General features: G+C 45.0%; 21 protein-coding genes. 9 read left to right on the top strand and 12 right to left on the bottom strand.

Features of this window, described 5'->3' with window-relative positions:
• Positions 1–71: 71 nt before the first annotated feature.
• The gene (locus KIH43_RS00140) at positions 72–524 is read left to right on the top strand and encodes a cytochrome c (protein WP_297716579.1); all 453 of its coding nucleotides are present in this window, start codon (positions 72–74) and stop codon (positions 522–524) included.
• Between the two features lie 17 nt (positions 525–541).
• Here the strand turns inward: KIH43_RS00140 and KIH43_RS00135 are convergent, their stop codons facing one another.
• Entirely contained in the window at positions 542–1222 is a 681-nt protein-coding gene (locus tag KIH43_RS00135) for a cytochrome b/b6 domain-containing protein (protein WP_297716577.1), read from the bottom strand.
• A 55-nt stretch (positions 1223–1277) separates the two neighbouring features.
• Entirely contained in the window at positions 1278–2219 is a 942-nt protein-coding gene (locus KIH43_RS00130) for a 3-hydroxyacyl-CoA dehydrogenase NAD-binding domain-containing protein (RefSeq protein WP_297716575.1), read from the bottom strand.
• An 82-nt stretch (positions 2220–2301) separates the two neighbouring features.
• Between KIH43_RS00130 and KIH43_RS00125 the strand changes: the two genes are divergently transcribed.
• From KIH43_RS00125 to KIH43_RS00110, 4 genes are all read left to right on the top strand, one after another.
• Entirely contained in the window at positions 2302–3231 is a 930-nt protein-coding gene (locus KIH43_RS00125) for a 2-hydroxyacid dehydrogenase (protein ID WP_297716573.1), read from the top strand.
• Positions 3232–3243: 12 nt separating this feature from the next.
• Complete coding sequence (locus KIH43_RS00120; protein WP_297716571.1) at positions 3244–4170, top strand: dihydrodipicolinate synthase family protein; 927 nt, start codon at positions 3244–3246, stop codon at positions 4168–4170.
• Positions 4171–4205: 35 nt separating this feature from the next.
• Positions 4206–5156, top strand: a complete 951-nt coding sequence (locus KIH43_RS00115) for a TAXI family TRAP transporter solute-binding subunit (RefSeq protein WP_297716569.1) — start codon at positions 4206–4208, stop codon at positions 5154–5156.
• 94 nt (positions 5157–5250) lie between these two features.
• Positions 5251–7266: a TRAP transporter fused permease subunit gene (locus tag KIH43_RS00110; RefSeq protein ID WP_297716567.1), complete on the top strand. Its 2016-nt coding sequence runs from the start codon at positions 5251–5253 to the stop codon at positions 7264–7266.
• An 80-nt stretch (positions 7267–7346) separates the two neighbouring features.
• Here KIH43_RS00110 and KIH43_RS00105 read toward each other — a convergent pair whose 3' ends face one another.
• The gene (locus KIH43_RS00105) at positions 7347–8480 is read right to left on the bottom strand and encodes a mandelate racemase/muconate lactonizing enzyme family protein (RefSeq protein WP_296968785.1); all 1134 of its coding nucleotides are present in this window, start codon (positions 8478–8480) and stop codon (positions 7347–7349) included.
• A gap of 131 nt (positions 8481–8611) precedes the next feature.
• On the opposite strand from KIH43_RS00105, the gene KIH43_RS00100 reads away from it, so the two are divergent.
• Entirely contained in the window at positions 8612–10060 is a 1449-nt protein-coding gene (locus KIH43_RS00100) for a M23 family metallopeptidase (RefSeq protein WP_297716565.1), read from the top strand.
• A gap of 73 nt (positions 10061–10133) precedes the next feature.
• On the opposite strand, the gene KIH43_RS00095 is transcribed toward KIH43_RS00100, so the two are convergent.
• Entirely contained in the window at positions 10134–10574 is a 441-nt protein-coding gene (locus KIH43_RS00095) for a universal stress protein (protein WP_296968781.1), read from the bottom strand.
• Between the two features lie 87 nt (positions 10575–10661).
• Between KIH43_RS00095 and KIH43_RS00090 the strand changes: the two genes are divergently transcribed.
• Both KIH43_RS00090 and KIH43_RS00085 read left to right on the top strand, forming a co-directional pair.
• Positions 10662–11063, top strand: coding sequence for a DUF2177 family protein (locus KIH43_RS00090; protein WP_296968779.1), 402 nt, complete (start codon positions 10662–10664; stop codon positions 11061–11063).
• Positions 11064–11070: 7 nt separating this feature from the next.
• Positions 11071–12699, top strand: a complete 1629-nt coding sequence (locus tag KIH43_RS00085) for a SulP family inorganic anion transporter (RefSeq protein WP_297716563.1) — start codon at positions 11071–11073, stop codon at positions 12697–12699.
• Here KIH43_RS00085 and KIH43_RS00080 read toward each other — a convergent pair.
• Complete coding sequence (locus tag KIH43_RS00080; protein ID WP_297716562.1) at positions 12696–13394, bottom strand: sulfite exporter TauE/SafE family protein; 699 nt, start codon at positions 13392–13394, stop codon at positions 12696–12698. The genes KIH43_RS00085 and KIH43_RS00080 overlap by 4 nt on opposite strands.
• Positions 13395–13482: 88 nt before the next feature.
• Here KIH43_RS00080 and KIH43_RS00075 point away from each other — a divergent pair, with 88 nt between their 5' ends.
• Positions 13483–14253 carry a helix-turn-helix domain-containing protein gene (locus KIH43_RS00075; protein WP_297716560.1) on the top strand — a complete coding sequence of 257 codons (771 nt, stop codon included), beginning with the start codon at positions 13483–13485 and terminating at the stop codon, positions 14251–14253.
• Here the strand turns inward: KIH43_RS00075 and KIH43_RS00070 are convergent.
• The 7 genes from KIH43_RS00070 to ccoN all read right to left on the bottom strand — a co-directional run.
• Positions 14250–14510: a hypothetical protein gene (locus KIH43_RS00070; RefSeq protein WP_296968773.1), complete on the bottom strand. Its 261-nt coding sequence runs from the start codon at positions 14508–14510 to the stop codon at positions 14250–14252. The genes KIH43_RS00075 and KIH43_RS00070 overlap by 4 nt on opposite strands.
• Positions 14507–14707 (bottom strand): FixH family protein, encoded by a 201-nt coding sequence (locus KIH43_RS00065; protein ID WP_296968771.1) that lies wholly within the window; start codon positions 14705–14707, stop codon positions 14507–14509. The genes KIH43_RS00070 and KIH43_RS00065 overlap by 4 nt, the downstream gene beginning before the upstream one ends.
• Before the next feature lie 30 nt (positions 14708–14737).
• Positions 14738–16195, bottom strand: coding sequence for a cytochrome c oxidase accessory protein CcoG (ccoG, locus tag KIH43_RS00060; protein WP_297716558.1), 1458 nt, complete (start codon positions 16193–16195; stop codon positions 14738–14740).
• Positions 16196–16217: 22 nt separating this feature from the next.
• A complete protein-coding gene (gene ccoP / locus KIH43_RS00055; RefSeq protein ID WP_297716556.1) occupies positions 16218–17144 on the bottom strand; it encodes a cytochrome-c oxidase, cbb3-type subunit III in 927 nt (308 codons plus the stop codon).
• Positions 17141–17299 carry a CcoQ/FixQ family Cbb3-type cytochrome c oxidase assembly chaperone gene (locus KIH43_RS00050; RefSeq protein WP_296968810.1) on the bottom strand — a complete coding sequence of 53 codons (159 nt, stop codon included), beginning with the start codon at positions 17297–17299 and terminating at the stop codon, positions 17141–17143. The genes ccoP and KIH43_RS00050 overlap by 4 nt, the downstream gene beginning before the upstream one ends.
• A 28-nt stretch (positions 17300–17327) precedes the next feature.
• Complete coding sequence (gene ccoO / locus KIH43_RS00045; RefSeq protein WP_296968765.1) at positions 17328–17975, bottom strand: cytochrome-c oxidase, cbb3-type subunit II; 648 nt, start codon at positions 17973–17975, stop codon at positions 17328–17330.
• A gap of 10 nt (positions 17976–17985) precedes the next feature.
• The coding region (ccoN, locus tag KIH43_RS00040) for a cytochrome-c oxidase, cbb3-type subunit I (RefSeq protein ID WP_297716554.1) at positions 17986–19099 on the bottom strand (1114 nt) is incomplete at its 5' end.

Below are 19099 nucleotides of genomic sequence, written 5' to 3'. Positions count from 1 at the left end.
TAGAGTATCCTAAGTCCAGCACACACGCTGTCGCACTATTTAGCCGTCCAATCCATTGAATCGAGGTCAATATGAAACTACAAAAACTGATTCTAGTTACTACTGCAACCACTCTATGCATCAGCGCAGGCTCTGCTCTCGCGCAATTCCAAAAGCCAGAAGATGCCATCAAATATCGCCAAAGTGTTTTTACTGTGATGGCGAACGCATTTGGAAAAATGGGCGCAGTTGTCAAAGGTGAAGCCCCATACAACAAAGATGACGTTGCCAAGAATGCTGCAATTGTCGCTACTTTAGCCCCCCTGCCATGGCAAGCGTTTGGCCCAGGCACTGAGGGTGGCAAAGCCCAGCCTGCTGTTTGGTCTGATAACGCTAAATTCAAAGCAGCATCTGAAAAAATGCAATTAGCGGTAGCTGATCTCAATAAAGCAGCGCAATCTGGAGATGTTGAAAGCTTTAAAAAATCATTTGGCGCTGCCAGTCAGACCTGCAAAGGCTGTCATGATGATTTCAAAAAGAAATGATTCGGCCGTAACTCTTTTTATTGAGTGATCAGGTAACCGACCACGATAGCAATAGCGCTAAATAAAATCAGCGCTATTGTGCGATGCATGACTCCATCTTTCGATGGTTGACCCAAGTCAGAAGGTAAATAACTTGCCTCTTCGCTTGGGTCGATTTCTTTATCGCCGGTGAGCATAGGTTTAATTAGATTTTCACCCTTGAATTTTTTATAAAACCAAATCGCAGAAATATGGATCGTGATCAAGGTATATATCACTACTTGGTTGCCTTCATGAATCTCGGATAAAAAAGAGACGATGAAATTGGGAACATATTTAGCTAAAGGACCCTGAAAAGCAATTTCGTCATCCACAAACAAGCCGGTAATCACTTGAACGCTCAAGACAAACAACAACGCAAACACCGAGAGCGCCCCAATGGGGTTGTGCCCGAGGACGCGTACAGTCCTGCCCTGTAGATACTCCAAGATTGCCCTACGTGTTGGGATAAAGGAACTAAAGCGGGCATGTTTGGAACCTATAAATCCCCAGATAAACCTAAAGATGAGTAAGGTAAGAATGCTGTAGCCAAAATAGGCATGCCACTCAATCGCATTGCCACCTAAATTGACACTGATAAGGCTTCCAGCGATGCATAACACCAAAAGCCAGTGAAATAAGCGAATTGGCAAATCCCAAACACGAATAATCTTTTTCATATCCTAAGGATAAAGCACAAAAAGCTAGTTCTTTCTAAGCGCTTTAAGGGCTGGGTTATTTGATCTTCGGCAAATCTTGCTGAATAATTTTTAAACCCTCGCGCAAAGCCTTCTGATAACGCTCACGTTCCGTTTGTATCGACTCAGAAGTCCAGGTATAAAAGCCTTCACCTGTCTTCATGCCAAATTTTCCACCCTCTACTCGATCACTCAAACATTTCGCAATGGTAGATGAATTACTTAAGGTCGGATAAATGGTTGCCCCGCCTGCAGCATGCACCTCCAACCCAGCATGATCTCTTTGCATGGCTGGCCCAGCAGCAATATAGCGAAAGCCAAAACCATAACGGACCGCTTTATCAATATCTTCAGGAGTGCATACCCCAGCGTCCACCAATGCAAATGCTTCCCGCGATAAGGCATGTTGTAGTCGATTAGCCAAAAATCCAGGCAAATCTTTTTTCACAGTCACTGGCACCATACCGCATGCAGTCATCAATCGCGTCAGGCTATCGGCAACCATTGGTGAAGTTTTCTCACCATAAATCACTTCAACACAAGGAACCAAATGTGCAGGCATAAAAAAATGAAGGCCAATCATGCGTGCGGCAGTTTTTAAACCTTGTGCAATTTGGCTAATCGGAAAACTTGTGCTGTTGCTCGCCAATACGGCCTCTGATCTTGCATATCTCTCCAGCTTGGCAAATAATTCTTGCTTGACATCTAAGCGTTCTGGAACACATTCAATCACCAAGTCAATGTCGCCCCAGTCAACCTCTTCCAAGGTTCCAGCTACGGACAATAAATGAATGCGGTGCTCAAAGCCTAACTCAGTCATAGTCCTGGCAAAGTAGTCAGGAAGAAGAGCGCGTCTTTCAGTGGTTGGCTCTACTACTTGAACCGCGCAGCCACCGCGAGCACAAACAGCCGCAACATCAGCTCCCATCGTGCCACCACCAACTACGACCACCTTGGTTTCAGCAGGTGTAAACAACATAGCTATTCTCCTTAGAGCCCAACCTAATTTAAAAAATCCTCATACAATGGGGCCATTATTCCAATAAAAATTAGAGACAAACATGATCCCCGTCAATTCAGTATTGCAGGTGGGCCATTTTCCTGAGGTGATGCAGGCGGAAATTGACCGCCGTCTTACACCTGTGCAATTGCTGGACGCTAACTCGCCGCCTCCCGCAGGGAACTTTGAAGCAATTCTGGTGCGCTCAAACACCAAGCTTCCAGAATCTTTAGTGGCACAGATACCGAGCATTCGCCTAGTTTCCACTTGCGGTGTCGGCTACGATAACCTTCCTTTGAGTTATCTTAAAAAACAAGGCATTAAAGCCACTAACACCCCTGGTGTTTTAAATGATGCAGTTTGTGAACTCGCTATAGGGATGATGATCGGCTTGATGCGACGCATTCCCCAATCCCAAGAACACGTCAAAAGCGGCGCATGGTCAAAAGCGGTTTTTCCTTTAACCACTACTCTAGCTGGCAAAACTGTAGGCATCGCTGGCATGGGTCGAATTGGACAAGAGCTTGCAAACCGCTTGTTGCCATTTAAGGTAAAAATCGCTTACTCAGGACCGCATGAAAAACCTGTTCCTTACGCCTACCATCCGGATATTTGTGATCTCGCAAGGATATGCGACGTCCTATTCCTGACATGCCCAGCCACATCAGAAACAGATAATTTGATCGATGCTAAGGCACTGAGGGCTTTGGGACCCCATTCTTATCTGATCAATATCGCCAGGGGTAGCGTAGTAAACGAGACCGATCTTTTATGTGCACTGCAACAAAATGTCATTGCCGGTGCTGCCCTAGATGTGTTCAATAATGAACCAAATCTCAATGCTTCATTTTTAAGTCTTGATAATGTTTTGCTGACACCCCATATTGGAAGTGCCACCTTAGAAACACGGATAGCCATGACAAATTTAGCCATAGATAATCTAGAGGCATTTTTTAAACAACAACCGCTTTTAACAGAAGTTCATTATTAAATTGGAGACAGTATGACCATCGCTTTGCATCCGTCCACATTGCCAGCAGTGTTATCACCTGTTCTGACGCCCTTCAAGGCTGATGGTAACCCAGACGCACAAAAACTACTCAAACAATGCAAATGGCTTGAATCCAACGGTGTTGGTCAGGCCATCTTTGGGACAAACTCTGAAGCAAACTCCATGTCAGCGCCTCAGAAGATGGGTACGCTAACCGCTTTAATTGAGGGTGGATTAAACCCCGCGCATATGATGCCTGGCACTGGCGCAACATCCATTGATGCTACGGTCAATATGACACGACATGCAGTAAGCCATAAATGCGCTGGTGTTTTGATGCTTCCACCGTTCTACTATAAAGACGTGACGGATGATGGCCTCTTTGCTTACTTCTCTGAAGTGATTCAAAAAGTAGGTGATGCAGGATTGCAAATCTATATTTACAACATTCCACCAGTCACAAAAATTAATCTAAGCCTTTCCTTATTGGAGCGCCTAACAAAAGAGTACCCTAAGACTGTTGTCGGCATGAAAGATAGCTCTGGTGACTGGGCCTACACAGAATCTGTGATCAAACTCTTAGCCCCCTCTGGTTTTCGCGTCTATGCAGGTAGCGAAGTATTCTTAATGCGTACATTGCGTGCTGGCGGTGTAGGTTGCATCTCTGCTACTGCAAACGTCAATCCTCATGCTATTGCAGACCTAACAGCACATTGGAGAGAAAAGAATGCGGATGAGCGTCAAGCCGATTTGGATAAAGTGCGTAGTGTATTTGCTAAATATCAAATGATTGCTGGCATGAAGACTGCAGTAGCACACTACAGCAACGATCCTGAATGGCTGCGTGTACGTCCACCACTCATGCAATTGAGCGCTGAGCAACAAGCTCAATTACTGAGTGAGCTCAAGCAAATCAATTTCAGCATGCCGGGCCTTTGAAGTGTATTTATAAATTAAATCAATAGGAGACAAATATGAAACTATTTAAGTTAATCGCATTAACACTCAGTTTTTTGTGGGCGAGTGCAAATGCACAAAATGTTTCAATCGCTACCGGCGGCACTGGTGGTGTTTATTACCCAATGGGCGGCGGTCTTGCCGCCGTGCTATCTAGCAAAGTACCAGGAATGTCAGCAACTGCCGAGGTCACTGGTGGATCTGTTGATAACTTGAAGTTGGTCGGAACAGGCAAACCTTATGTAGCCTTTTCGATGGCTGATGCTGCTAAAGATGCATCTTCTGGGGTAGATAAATTTAAAGACAAGCCCATTGACGTTAAAGCACTCTTAATTCTTTACCCAAATCTCATGCACGTCGCCACTGTTGAATCGACTGGTATTAAGACCATGAGCGATCTCAAGGGCAAGCGTGTTAGCACTGGATCTCCAGGTAGCGCTACTGAAGTCATGGCCTTTCGCCTTCTTGAAGCTGCAGGCATTGATCCTAATAAAGACATTAAACGTGAGCGCCTCAGCGTAGCAGAATCAGTCAATGCCGTGAAAGACAGAAAAATCGATGCATTTTTTTGGGTAGGCGGATTACCCACTGCTGCAGTTACTGATTTAGCCAACAGCCCAGGAATGAAGATTGTCATGGTCGATACAGCAGCTGAGGTACCTGCAATGAATAAAAAATATGGCAACCTATACTTTCCATCTGTGATCACGAAGCAAACCTACAGCGGCATGAGCAAAGACAATAATGTTGCAGCGGTAGCCAATCTATTGGTTGTAAATGCATCTATGCCTGATGACGAAGCCTACAAAATTGTGAAGGCTGTTTTTGATAATCAGCTCGAACTAGTACGTTCACACGCTGAATACAGAAATGTCAAATTAGATGCCCAAAAAGCTAATGCCACACCGATTGCTTATCACCCAGGCGCCTTGAAGTACTTCAAGGAAAAAGGAGTTAAGGTTAACTAATCACGACAGACGTAATGATAGGGGTGAGTAAATCTCACCCCTTATGCATTAAAGTGGCGCAATATAACTAAAAAAAATATCAATAGAGCGAGACATGGAACAAAACGTCATTGACAATGAAACCCAAGAGAAATTAGACGCATTCATTAAGCAAGAAGAGGGTGACTCAAACGACTACAAGGGGTTACTAGCTAAGTTCATCACCTTGGTGGCAGTCGGCATGTCCATATTTCATCTTTATGCCGCCTACTCGATTGTTCCAACACAACAGCTGCGGGTTATCCATGTTGCCTTAGTTCTATTTCTTGTTTTTTTAAGCTTCCCCATCATGGCACGATTTAAGAATCGTCTCATGCTGTGGGATCTCGTTTTTGCCTTTGGATCCATTGCCATTGCTTATTACATTTTGAGTGGCGGCGATGACTTTATGGATAGAAACACCGCACCAAATTCAACAGATGTCATGGTGGGGATAGGCCTCATTCTGCTAATTCTTGAAAGTGTGCGCAGAACCAATGGCATGGTGCTAGTCACCGTAACCGTTTTATTTTTACTCTACGCATTATTTGGTAACTACTTACCTGCGCCTTGGACTCATAAAGGTTATGGCTTAGATCGTTTGGTGGGCTATATGTACATGACTCTTGAGGGGATCTATGGCACCGCTGTTGACGTTTCAGCCACCCTCATTATTCTGTTCACCATCTTTGGCGCGTTCTTGCAATTTACCGGTGCTGGAAAATTCTTTATTGACTTCTCTTTTGCGGCGATGGGAGGTAAATCATCTGGCGTTGGAAGAACAATCGTTTTGTCATCTTTTCTTATGGGCGGACCGTCGGGTTCAGGAGTGGCAACAACAGTCACAGTAGGCTCAGTAGCTGCGCCGATGCTGGACAAAGTCGGCTATGAAAAGAATGCTGCGGGTGGCCTATTGGCGGCAGGTGGTCTTGGCGCCATTATTTCTCCGCCTGTTTTGGGTGCTGCGGCTTTCTTGATTGCCGACTTTCTCAAGATCTCCTATTTAGATGTCTTGCTAATGGCAACCATTCCAACCATCCTGTTTTATCTCGGCTTATTTGTCATGGTTGAAATTGATGTTCGCAAATATGGAATGAAAAATATCCATTTTGAATCCGCTGAGTCTGCATGGCAATTGACTAAAAAATATTGGTTCCATTTTTTCTCATTGATCTCCATCGTTGTCTTCATGATGCTCGGCTTCTCACCAGTGATGTCCGTTTTTTGGGCAACGGTGGTGTCTGCAATCTCCAGCATGCTGCGAGAAGACACTGCCATTATTCCTTGGGCATGGTTTAGGGGTAAGGAACCTATTTTGTCAGGTCTTTATAACTCCAATCTAACCAAAGCATTAGCCTCTGGTTCAACTGGCGTCCTCGCAATCGCAGCGACCTGTGCGGGAGCCGGCCTGATAGTCGGAACCGTAACCCTCACTGGCCTAGGCTTGAAATTTAGTTCCATCGTGATTCAGTATGCTGGCGGATCTCTACTGCTGACAGCTATATTCACCGCATTAATCGTATGGATAGTAGGCCTTGCGGTTCCCGTCACTGCTTCTTACATCATCTGTGCTGTGATTGCAGCGCCAGCCCTCATTAACCTGGGTGTACCGGCATTTGCTGCCCACATGTTTATTTTCTACTACGCTGTGTTATCTGAAGTCTCCCCGCCTACAGCATTGTCACCATTCGCAGCTGCGGCGATATGTAAAGGCAATCCATATAAGACCACCTTACAGACTTGGAAATATGTCGCCCCAGCAATCTTAGTTCCCTTTATGTTTGTGCTTGATAAGTCTGGAGTTAGCTTACTCTTAATGGGTTCTAGCACCGCACTAGAGCAAGCGAATTGGTCGCAAATTGGTTGGATTTCCTTTACTGCAGTCGTTGGCATTATCTGCTTGGCCGGAGGCCTTCAGGGTTGGTTCATTGAAAAAACCAAAGTATTTGAACGCATCATCATGGTGATCTCTGGCGTAGCATTAGCCTATCCATCTACCGAAGCAGACTTTATTGGATTTATTGGATTTGGCCTTGTTTTGGCGACGCAATTATTTACTTACTTCCGACTTCAGCGCAAACCGACGACATAGTCAAAATAAATACATTAGATACTCCACAAAATATTAAGCCCGCATTAGCGGGCTTAATATTTTGTAGGAAAAAAATCACATTACGCGATCTTGGTCCACGCTGCTTTGCCAGCGTATTTTTGGATGGCTTTTTCATCAAACTCAAAACCAAGGCCTGGTGTTTGATGCAAAATCAAATCGCCATTTTTAAAGGCCAGCTGTTTGTTAATCAGTCTACGGAAATTTAAGACCTGATCATCTAAGAAAAATTCTACAAAGCGTGCGTTAGGAGTGGCTGCTACGAGTGGGGCATGCAGATCATGAAACCAGTGCGGGCAAACCGTTATACCCTTGACATCAGCATAAGCTGCTATGCGTCGCCACTCGGTAATACCGCCACAAACCGCGGCATCAGATTGCAGTATGACAGCGCCGCCGGCATCAACTAACTCCCTAAAACGCCAACGCCCTACCTCCATTTCGCCTGTAGCGACATTAATAGTCGTTTGTCTTGCCAACGCCGCATGCAGATCAATCGCATCTGCGGAGAAAGGCTCCTCTATCCAATAAGGGTTATATGCTTCAAAGCGTCTTACATATTCAAGCGCTGTTGGCAGATCACGCCAAGCATTGTTTGCATCCAAAGTGAGCAAAACATCATCGCCAATTGCTTTACGCGCTGCTTTAACGCGAGCCTCTTCCTCCGCAGGAGAAAGGCGCCCTACTTTCATTTTGACAGCTTTAAAACCCTGCTTCACATAGGACTCCATCTCTTTTCCTAGTTTTGCAGGTGTTTTACCCTCAAGATAGTATCCACCACTGGCATATGCTGGCACGCGATCATCAACCACAGATCCAAGGTATTGATGTAATGGCAATTTAGCTGCGCGCGCATTTAAATCCCAAAGCGCAGTGTCCAATATCGAAATTCCGCGCATGACAGCGCCAGCACGACCCTGCAAGACGGACTCGTTATACATTTCCATCCAAAGACCTTCGCTTCGATGGCTATTTTGACCAATGAGCTTTGGAGCAAGCAATTGCTCTACGGCAATTTTGGCAATTTCTCCACCCGCACTTCCAACATAGCAAAAGCCAATGCCCTCGGGGCCGTTTTTAGCCTTCACTTTTACCAGGCAATAATGCCGTTCTGATACTGTGCGGGTAGAAAATGAAGTGACTTTATCTAGAGGTACAGCGACTGATGCGACATGCACCGATTCAATCATTGGCATCTGATCTCCTTTTTTTTAAAAAATTATTGTAGCTATTATTGCTTTTCTCGACTTGTACCATTTTTGGGGGTATTTATTGCGGCACAACAAATTTATCAGGTAGCGACCCAACAATATTAGATAATGAGGGCGTGAATATAAAAGGTTCTCTACATTCTCGACTTTCCAGAGGCATCACACTGCTATTTGGCATGGGTTTACTTTGCCTCTCTATGGGATTAGTCATTCCGGCGCAAGCGCAAACCACCCAAAACCAAAATACTAGCGCTCAAGGCAAAACCAAAGTGACCGTGCCTAACACCAAACAAGTTGGTCTGAAGGATACATCCAAGGGGAGTACTCAGAAAACCAGCAGCATGAGCCTTAATCCATCGCTATTTCTGAAGAAAGATCCCAAAGATCTGCTGCTGGATAATGACGCCAATCTCGACTACAGAGTCATGCAGGGATGCCTGCAACGCAGCCTGACAGAAGAAAATCTACCATCAAGTATCGGCATCGATAATCTTCAATTTGCCGAATTCTTTAAGAATCAGACCAAAGTATTTTTTGAAAATATGCGAGGCAATTGCATCCCTTACGCAGTTGCCTTTACAACGCGCAATCGCTTCCAGTCTCTGAGTATCATGAATGGCCCCATCCAAGACAGCAAAACGGAAGTTTGGACATTCACCCCATCCACCTTTGGTGGATTTTTGGTTCAACGAGATTTTTTGAGAAATGAATCCAAAAATCTAACGGAGATTCAAGTTCCGCTAAAAGAAGTTTTATATGATCAACGAAAATTGGGTGATAAGTTGCCCGTTGAGTTGGTGTGGGAACTCAATTCCATCATCAAACAAATTTATCCTGAAGAAAATAACTCCCTTGAAAATACGAATAGCACAGTAAGAATCATTGTCGATTTTGGTGATCGAGAAAAATGGGCGCAAATTTGGGCCGTTGAAATTATTGATCCTAGCGACAATGATGTTTTTGCTAGCGCCTTCTGGATTGACCGGGGAGATATTCCAGGGGGATTTTTTACCGGCAACGGTGAATCCTTAGAAAGATCTTTTTGGACTAATCCATTAAGCTATCGACGCATCTCGCGCGGCGTGGGCATGGTGCGAGCAGGTGCACCAAAACGCTCTAATAACAATCCGGCTGTCACGCAACCGCCACAAAATAAGCAACGCTATCGCGCCCATATGGGTATTGACTATGCAGCCCCCGTGGGGACCCCCATTTTTAGCGTAGCGAATGGCAAAGTCGTCCATCTTGGCTACAGCGGTGCGTTTGGCAACTTAATTGTTTTAGAACACCCGGGCGGATATCACACCTACTACGCCCACCTAAGCGGTTATAACCGAGAGCTTGAAGTTGGTAATGAGGTGCGTCGCGGTTTGGAAATTGGTTATGTTGGTTCAACAGGCCGCTCTTCAGGACCGCACCTACATTTTGAATTACGAAAAGATGGTATCTATATCGATCCTTATGCCGCCAAAACGCAACTTGATCTTTGGTCTATGCGCGCCAATGAAGGTGGCCAACTTACTCGGGAAGTTCTCCTTTTAGGAAGCCCTATTACCCGCCAGTAAATCCATCATTAAGTTTTGCACAAATCAATAAGGGGTCCTTGAGACCCCTTGTTAACTAATGACTCAGAGCGAATTATCCCAATACCAAGACTGGCAATTTTGAATGAACAATCACTTCATGTGTTTCACTTCCCAATAAGACACCTTTAATACCGGTGCGCTTGTGTGAAGCCATCACAATGACATCCGCTTTTGCTTTTTTTGCTCCATCTAAAATACCCTCTGAAAGATTGGTATTAGCAATATGCAGTGCATTCGATTTAACACCAGCGCCAAGCGCCGTAGTAGCTTTTTTAAATACATCTTTTGCATACGCATCACAAGCACTTTTATGCTCTTTTGCAGACACCCCATAACCCATGGTGCTATCTGAATAGACTAAAGGAGGGAGCGGATCAGAGACGTAGACAAGAGTGACTGCAGCGCCATCCGCTTTTGCGAGTTCTGCTACCTTTTTTAAAGACTTTTTACTGACATCAGACCCATCAACTGGTACTAACATACGCTTAAACATATCTATCTCCTCTAAATTGACCTACTCATATCATCTTTCCATCATAATGCTTATTATTGACCTATAAAAGCTCTAAGGGTAAAAGAATTGCTCAAGTATTTTGGTGTCTATTTTTCCTTTTTGATTGCCCTGATCGCGGTAGATCTAGTTTGGCTGTTAGGTATTGCAAAAAATCTCTATCGCAGTGAGATGGGGGATTTAATGGCTAACGAACCCAAGCTCATGGCAGGCCTTGCTTTTTACTTGCTCTATACCTTAGGCGTTTGTATTTTTGTCATCGCTCCAGCACTCTCCAAGCAATCCCTAATATATGCTCTCCAATATGGCGCCTTGTTTGGATTGTTTTGCTACATGACGTATGACCTAACAAACCTTGCTGTTATCCGCGACTTCCCCACAAGACTGGCATTCATCGATATTGCTTGGGGTTCTCTGGTCACCGCCATCTCTTCTGGAGTTGCCTACTGGGTAGGCAATCGACTTTCGTAGTTTGCCTATGCTTTTTCACCCCAGAATTTTTGACTCTTTTAAGGGCTATAACCGCACCCTATTGATCAAGGATGTTTTAGCAGGAATAACTGTTGGCATCGTGGCGCTACCCTTAGCCATGGCGTTCGCCATTGCCAGCGGATTAAAACCCGAGACGGGCATTTTTACCGCCATCGTCGCCGGCGGACTCATTTCATTATTAGGTGGCAGTCGCGTCCAAATTGGTGGTCCTGCTGGAGCATTTATTGTCATTGTGTATGGCATTGTGGAGCACTATGGCGTAGCAAACTTGTTGGTAGCTACCGCAATGTCTGGCGTATTTCTATTACTAATGGGCATCTTTAGGCTCGGAACTTTAGTGCGATTTATCCCCGTCGCAGTCATCATTGGATTTACTAATGGTATTGCGGTATTAATTGGTCTATCCCAAATTAAAGATTTCTTTGGGCTCTCAATTGATAAGATGCCTGCAGAATTTTTTCAGGCTATTCAAGCTCTATATCAAGCAGCCGATACAGTAAACCCAACCGCTCTCGCCATTGCCTGCGGCAGCCTTGCCATCATTATTGTCTGGAAATTAATCCAAAGACACTTGGGCTGGTTTAGCCATTTACCCGGAACAGTTGTGGCTATGGTTGCTGCAACTATCATTACCTCCCTTTTGAATCTACCGATAGATACGATTGGCACCCGCTTTGGAGGCATTCCTTCATCATTGCCACATCTTGAGTGGCTGCCGATAAGCTGGAGCACTGCACAATTTATGATCGCTCCAGCATTAACTTTGGCGCTACTTGGCGCCATTGAATCCCTGCTTTGCGCCCGTATTGCCGATGGCTTAATTCATGATCGACATGAATCCAATCAAGAACTCATGGCTCAAGGTATTGCGAATATCGTATCGCCTTTTTTTGGAGGCATGCCAGCTACAGGGACCATTGCGCGCACAGTCACCAACATTGAAAGCGGTGGCACCACACCGCTTGCTGGAATTGTTCACTCACTGACATTATTACTAGTGATTCTGTTTGCGGCGCCACTGGCAAAAAACATTCCCCTGGCTAGTCTTGCGGCAATTTTGATGTACGTGGCCTGGAATATGGGTGAATGGAAAAAGTTCGTCGACTTAAAGCAGTTCCGCTTACCTTATCGATTAACGATTCTGAGCGTATTTATATTAACGGTGGTTTTGGATCTTACTGTCGCTGTACAGGTTGGCTTACTAAGTGCATTCATCACTTTTATCTATCGTATTTCCAGCCTATCGCGCTGCGAGCCTGCAGACCCCAATCTTTTCCCAGAGCTTAATCAACATCGCGGTCAAATTGATGCTTACCGTATTTATGGCGCTATCTTTTTTGGAGCAGTAAAACTATTAGAAAAGATTGAAGAAAATCTTCCCTCTAGAACTTTAATCCTCGATCTTAAAAATGTGATCTATATCGATACTTCCGGTATGGAAACTCTTGCAGAACTGACTCATCTATGCAAGATTCGCAACATCACACTCATCATTTGTGGCTTAGATCACCAGCCTTATGAAATGGCCCAACGTAGCGCCTATTTAGAATCTATAAAACCAGATTGTCTTTACCCTGATTTATCTTCAGGGATAGCAGCAGCAATCGCAAATTAAGAAATACAAAATCCGCCTTTAAGCAACGCTTCCGGCAATACCCAGGCGCGATATAAACCGAACCCACCAGCAGTAAAGAGTAAAAGCACCGCAAGATATCGCACCCAGGCATATTGACCAAACTGCGTCAATGCTGCTGAAAATTTAGAGATCAATAATAAGTTGGGCAAAGTACCCAAACCGAAAGCGAGCATCAGAGCAGCGCCGGTCATCACATCGCCAGATAAGAAAGCCAATGGCAATACGCTATAAACCAGACCGCATGGTACTAAACCCCAAAGCATGCCGCTAAACCAGCGAGATGATCCGCCAGCAAAGCGGCCAAGATATTTAGCCCAATAGTGAGCTATTTTGGTATTGAGCCATTTTCCACCCAAGCGGGCTTCCGCCGCATTCCGGACTAACAATCGAAAGCCCATCCATATCAATAACAAAGAGGTCAGCACAAAAAGTGCCCTTTGAATTGGTAGTAAATTTTGCTGCCAAACCACCACCCCCAACCAGGCTGCTAGGGCCCCTAGCAAAGCATAAGTTGCAATCCGACCCAAATGCATAATGATCTGGAGGTAAAAAAGTTCTGATTTTGAGCGTATAGGCGCTTGAGAAGCTTTGGGACGCTCGATTGCAGCAGCAATTCCACCGCACATCAGCGCGCAATGCCAGCCACTGACCAGCGCCCCCAGAAATACGGCCAAAACAAGGCTATAAGTGAGCATTTTTCTGAAAGATCAAGGTAAAACACGTTTCCATCCTAGTAGAATAAACTGTCTGCATATAACGCTTATGAATTACAAACCCACCGATACTCCCACTAGCAAGTGCTCAGTTTGTGTGCTGGGGCAATTCTGCCTTCCGGTTGGCTTAAGTAGCTCAGATGTCAGCAAAATAGACTCACTAGTAAAAGAACGGGTTCACCTCCAAAAAGGTGAAAGCCTCTATCGCCATGGCGATCCACTGAGCTCTGTATACAGCGTGCGTTTTGGGACCCTCAAAACTGAATACTGCCTGCAAGATGGTCGACAACAAGTGATTGGCTTTCACCTGCCTGGTGAGATTTTGGGGCTTGATGGCATCGGAGAAGGTCACTATCAATCCGATGCGATTGCCCTAGAAGAGAGTGAGGTATGCATTATTAAATATGAGGCTTTTGAAGATTTGGCTCGGCAAATTCCCGTGCTACAAAATCAGTTTCATAAAATTATGAGTCGCGAGCTGACGCAAGATCAGCGACATTTACTCTCTTTGGGAACCATGCGTGCCGAAGAAAGATTAGCCGCATTTTTACTAAGCTTCTCACAACGCCTAGCAGCACGCGGATATCTCAATAATGAATTTGATCTACGCATGAGTCGCGTAGAAATCGGTAGCTATCTTGGCATACAAATTGAGACTGTGAGTCGTATGCTATCCCGCTTTGCGGAATCTGGCCTCATTCAGATCAAACAACGTCATATCAAATTGGTCGATATGAATGGTCTTTATGAATTAGCAGGTATTCCCAACCCCGATAGGACCGCCTGCGTCAGTCCTGACATACCTGTGAAACAGGCTTAAATTAAGCCCCGATCAATAGGCTTTCCGTCTGGCGATTCAATGCCAGGAAGAATGTATGCAGTCAGTGCACTAGAGGCGGCGCAGAATGTCCAAATCACAAAAAATCCGATAGTGTAAATACCCTCATCAGAAATTTCCGGGTGATACCCAAAAAATAAAAGGTCTTGGGGGTGAATGATGGTAAAGAGCAAGCCCTCTGCCATACCAGCGACCAAGAAAGATGGCCATAGGATCCAAATTAGGAGACGGTATTTCATTTGGCGCTCTGCGGATCTTTAATCTGCTCAACCTTTAAACCTTGCTTTACAACACCATCACGTAGAGGCTTATCAGTATGCATATTCATTGCCAACCAGATGGTGATAATGCAACCAATCATAGCAACTGCAGGACCACTAATGAGTAGCCAAGGCCACAATTGCTTCCACCAGGGCTTGCTAGTTTGTTCAGTCATTTGCATCATCTCCATTCTTTTCCTATCTTACTATCGAGGAATAATAAAGGTCGATTTTTCTTCGCGCTTTCTGGCTATCAATTCATTTCCAGACATTTCTTGCGCAATTACATCAAAATAAATGGGGTAGTTACCAGGCTTATTAATGCCAATCTCGCTGCTCACCTTAATTGGCATCAGCAAATTACTTGCTGGAGCAACCTCAATCTCAGTCACCACTTGGCCTTGAGAATTCAGAATCTTCAAACCTTCTAGTCCGGTCGCTTTCACTGAAACATTCATATTATTTTCAGAGGCATTCATGATCTGAATGCGGTAGATGTTCTCAATTCTCACACCCTCAACCTCACGAGCCAAGGCGCCACGGTCTCGCATCACATCAACTCGCAATGGATTGCGCGTGAATATTGAAAATAAGAACGCGGAAGTGAGTACGGTAATAAAAGCGGTATAAATCAAAACGCGTGGACGCAATATATGTCGAATCGCGCTTTGGTTAGATTCGCGATCTTCAACAGCACGCTCGGTGGTATAGCGTATAAGCCCTTTTGGATAATGGACTTTCTCCATCACCTGATCACAAGCATCAATACAGGCTCCACAACCAATACACATGTATTGCATACCATCACGAATATCAATGCCAGTAGGACAAACTTGAACGCAAATACTGCAATCGACACAATCTCCTAATCCCAAAGCATTGTGATCGGCAGATTTACTGCGGCTACCCCTAGGCTCGCCGCGGACTTTATCGTAAGTAACTAAGAAAGTATCTTTATCCACCATCACGCTTTGGAAGCGTGCATAGGGGCACATATATTTGCAAACCTGCTCGCGCATAAAGCCGGCATTACCCCAAGTTGCAAAGCTATAAAAACATAGCCAAAAGGTTTGCCAAGGGCCCAAAGATAGATGCAATAGTGCGGAACCGAGGGTAGTGATCGGCGTGAAATACCCAATAAATGTAAAGCCCGTCCAGAAAGCTACGAATAGCCACAGAACATGCTTAGTGATCTTTAAGCGCCATTTGCGAAAACTCCACGGCCACTCCTCACCATCCAAGCGAATGCGCGCAAAACGATCGCCTTCAACTTTGCGCTCGATCCACATAAAGATCTCGGTGTATACCGTTTGTGGACAGGCGTAGCCACAAAATAAACGGCCCGCGATTGCAGTAAATAAAAATAGTGCTAAGGCAGAGAGAATTAATAACAGCGTGAGGTAAATCACATCTTGTGGCCAAAGCACAAGACCAAAGATATAAAACTTACGCTGAATTAAATCAAAGAGAACTGCTTGACGACCATTCCAGCTAACCCAGGGAAGGCCATAGAACAAGAGTTGGGTGGCAAGAACAAGAATGATGCGCCAGCGGGCAAAAAGCCCCGAAACTGAACGCGGGTAGATCTTACGCCGGACCTCGTAAAGAGATTCCTCAATGACTTCTATTGGAACAGGCTTTCCGCCCGGCGTATCGCTTGCCACTATCTAAATCAACCAATCAAAATTATTTTGCTGCGGCTGGTTGCTTATTGTTAGATAAGCCCCAAACATATGCAGTCAATAACTGAATCTTCTCAGGGCTCAATACTTTATCTTGAGCAGGCATTTGTGCCATACGACCCTTCGTTACTGTCTCAATGATGGTCGCTTCAGAGCCACCATAAAGCCAAGTTTTATCAGTTAAGTTTGGTGCGCCAAGAGCAATATTGCCTTTGCCTTCTGGGCCATGACATGCTGCGCAATTCGCTTTAAATACTTCTGCGCCACGTGCCACTTTTAAATCATCGGCAGGCAAACCAGACAAACTGCGAACATAGTTAGCTACATCCACAATTTGCTTGCTATCTAATTGAGGGAATGGGGGCATTACGCCAGCACGACCATTCACAATCGTGGTTTTAATATTTTCTGGTGAACCACCGTAGAGCCAATCACCGTCAGTCAAATTAGGGAAACCTTTAGCACCACCAGCATCAGAGCCATGGCATTGTGCACAAGAATTTAAGAACAAACGTTGACCCATTTCACGCGCTTTGGGATCAGCAGCGACTTGTTCAATGTCCATCTTCACGTATTTGGCATAAACAGGCTTGAGTTCATCATTAGCGGTTGTCATTGATTTCATCAATGCGCCATCAGTGCTGTAACCCAAAACGCCAGGATAAGAACCTAATCCTGGATAAAGTACCAAATAGACTAAAGCGAAGATGCAAGAAAGCAAGAACATCCACATCCACCAACGTGGCAATGGGTTGTTTAATTCGCGCAAGTCATCATCCCAAACGTGACCAGTATCAGAAACTGCGCCATCAGGCGTGTGAACTACCTTTGCCTTGCGTTGAGAAAATAATAACCAGATGCACCAAACAATACCGACCAAAGTTACTAAGGCGATATAGGCACTCCAACCGGCACCAAGAAAGTCACTCATGATTTATCCTTACTGAATTCATCGGGAAGATCGAACGGAAGTTCGGCGGATTCTTTGTTGGCAGGCTGTCTTTTTGCAGACCAAGCCCACCAAACGATTCCTAAAAAAACTACCAAGCCAAGCACGGTAGAAAGCGCAGAGAGGTACGGTGCGATATTTTGCATAGTTCCCAATAGCTAAGAATTACTTAGCTACTACCTCATCAACAACAATATATCTGCGGTTCACACCTAAACCCTGAAGATAAGCAATCAAAGCATCTTCTTCAGTTTTACCTTCTAGCTCTTTTGGTGCATTTGCAATTTGCTCATCAGTGTATGGAACACCCAAGCGACGCATTGCAACCATATGAGAAGAAATGGTGTCAGCTGCAACAGGCTTTTGTAAGTATGGATAAGCAGGCATATTCGATTCAGGCACAACATCGCGTGGATTACGCAAGTGAATTTGATGCCATGCATCCGAATAGCGACCACCTACACGCGCTAAATCAGGACCAGTACGCTTACTACCCCAAAGGAATGGGTGATCAAAGACAGATTCACCGGCAATAGAGTAAGGACCATAACGCTCTACTTCGGAACGTAAGGTACGAATCTGCTGTGAATGGCAGCCTAAGCAACCTTCACGTTGATAGATATCGCGACCCGCCAAGCGAAGCGCAGAGTATGGCTCGACTCCAGGGCTTGGCTCAGTTGTAGAGTGCTGGAAAAACAGGGGCACGATCTGCACCAAGCCTGCGATTGATATCACTACGATCGTAGTGATAATCAACCAGCCTACATTACGCTCAAGCGTTTCGTGGGAGAAAAATCGACGTTGTTCTGACATGTTCTTATCCTTAGTGAGCGGCGATGGACGCTTGTGGAATCGGAGCGTCTACGAATTTTTTGTTAATCACTGTTTTGTAGACGTTGTAAGCCATCAACAACATACCGCTTAAGTAGCACAGACCGCCTAATAAACGAATGACATAGAAAGGATAGGTCGCTTTTACTGACTCAACAAAGCTATAAGTCAAAGTGCCATCAGGCTCAAAAGCTCTCCACATCAAGCCTTGCATTACCCCTGCAATCCACATAGCTGCGATATAAATTACCACGCCAATGGTTGCAATCCAGAAATGCAATTCAATCAATTTGGTGCTGTACATTTCTCTCTGACCAACCAAGCGTGGAATGAGGTAGTACAAAGAACCAATGGTAATCATGGCAACCCAGCCCAATGCACCAGAGTGCACGTGACCAATAGTCCAATCAGTGTAGTGAGACAGGCTGTTCACTGTCTTAATCGACATCATGGAGCCTTCAAATGTAGACATACCGTAGAAGGACAATGCGACTACCAAGAACTTCAAGATTGGATCGCGACGCAATTTATACCATGCGCCCGATAAAGTCATGATGCCGTTGATCATGCCGCCCCATGATGGCGCCAACAAGATCAATGAGAAAACCATACCCAATGACTGAGTCCAATCAGGCAATGCAGTGTGCTGCAAGTGGTGAGGACCTGCCCACATGTAAGTGAAGTTCAATGCCCAAAAGTGAACAATCGACAAACGGTAAGAATAGATTGGACGCTCAGCTTGCTTAGGAATGAAGTAATACATCATGCCCAAGAAGCTAGTGGTCAAGAAGAAGCCCACTGCATTATGTCCATACCACCATTGAATCATGGCGTCTTGTGCACCAGCATAGGCTGAATAAGACTTAAAGAGACTTGCTGGCATTTCGATATTGTTCACAATATGCAATACCGCAATCGTCAAAATATATGCGCCAAAGAACCAGTTTGAAACATAAATATGTTTTGTCTTACGTTTGATCACAGTACCAAAGAACACGATGGCATAAGCAACCCATACAACAGTAATTAATAGGTCGATTGGCCACTCGAGCTCTGCGTACTCTTTAGAGGTAGTGATGCCTAGTGGCAAAGTGATTGCTGCAGAT

The sequence above is a fragment of the Polynucleobacter sp. genome (assembly GCF_018500155.2).
Taxonomy (GTDB): Bacteria; Pseudomonadota; Gammaproteobacteria; order Burkholderiales; family Burkholderiaceae; genus Polynucleobacter.
Note: the sequence above shows the minus strand (reverse complement) of the source record. Positions and strands in the feature narration are given on the sequence as shown.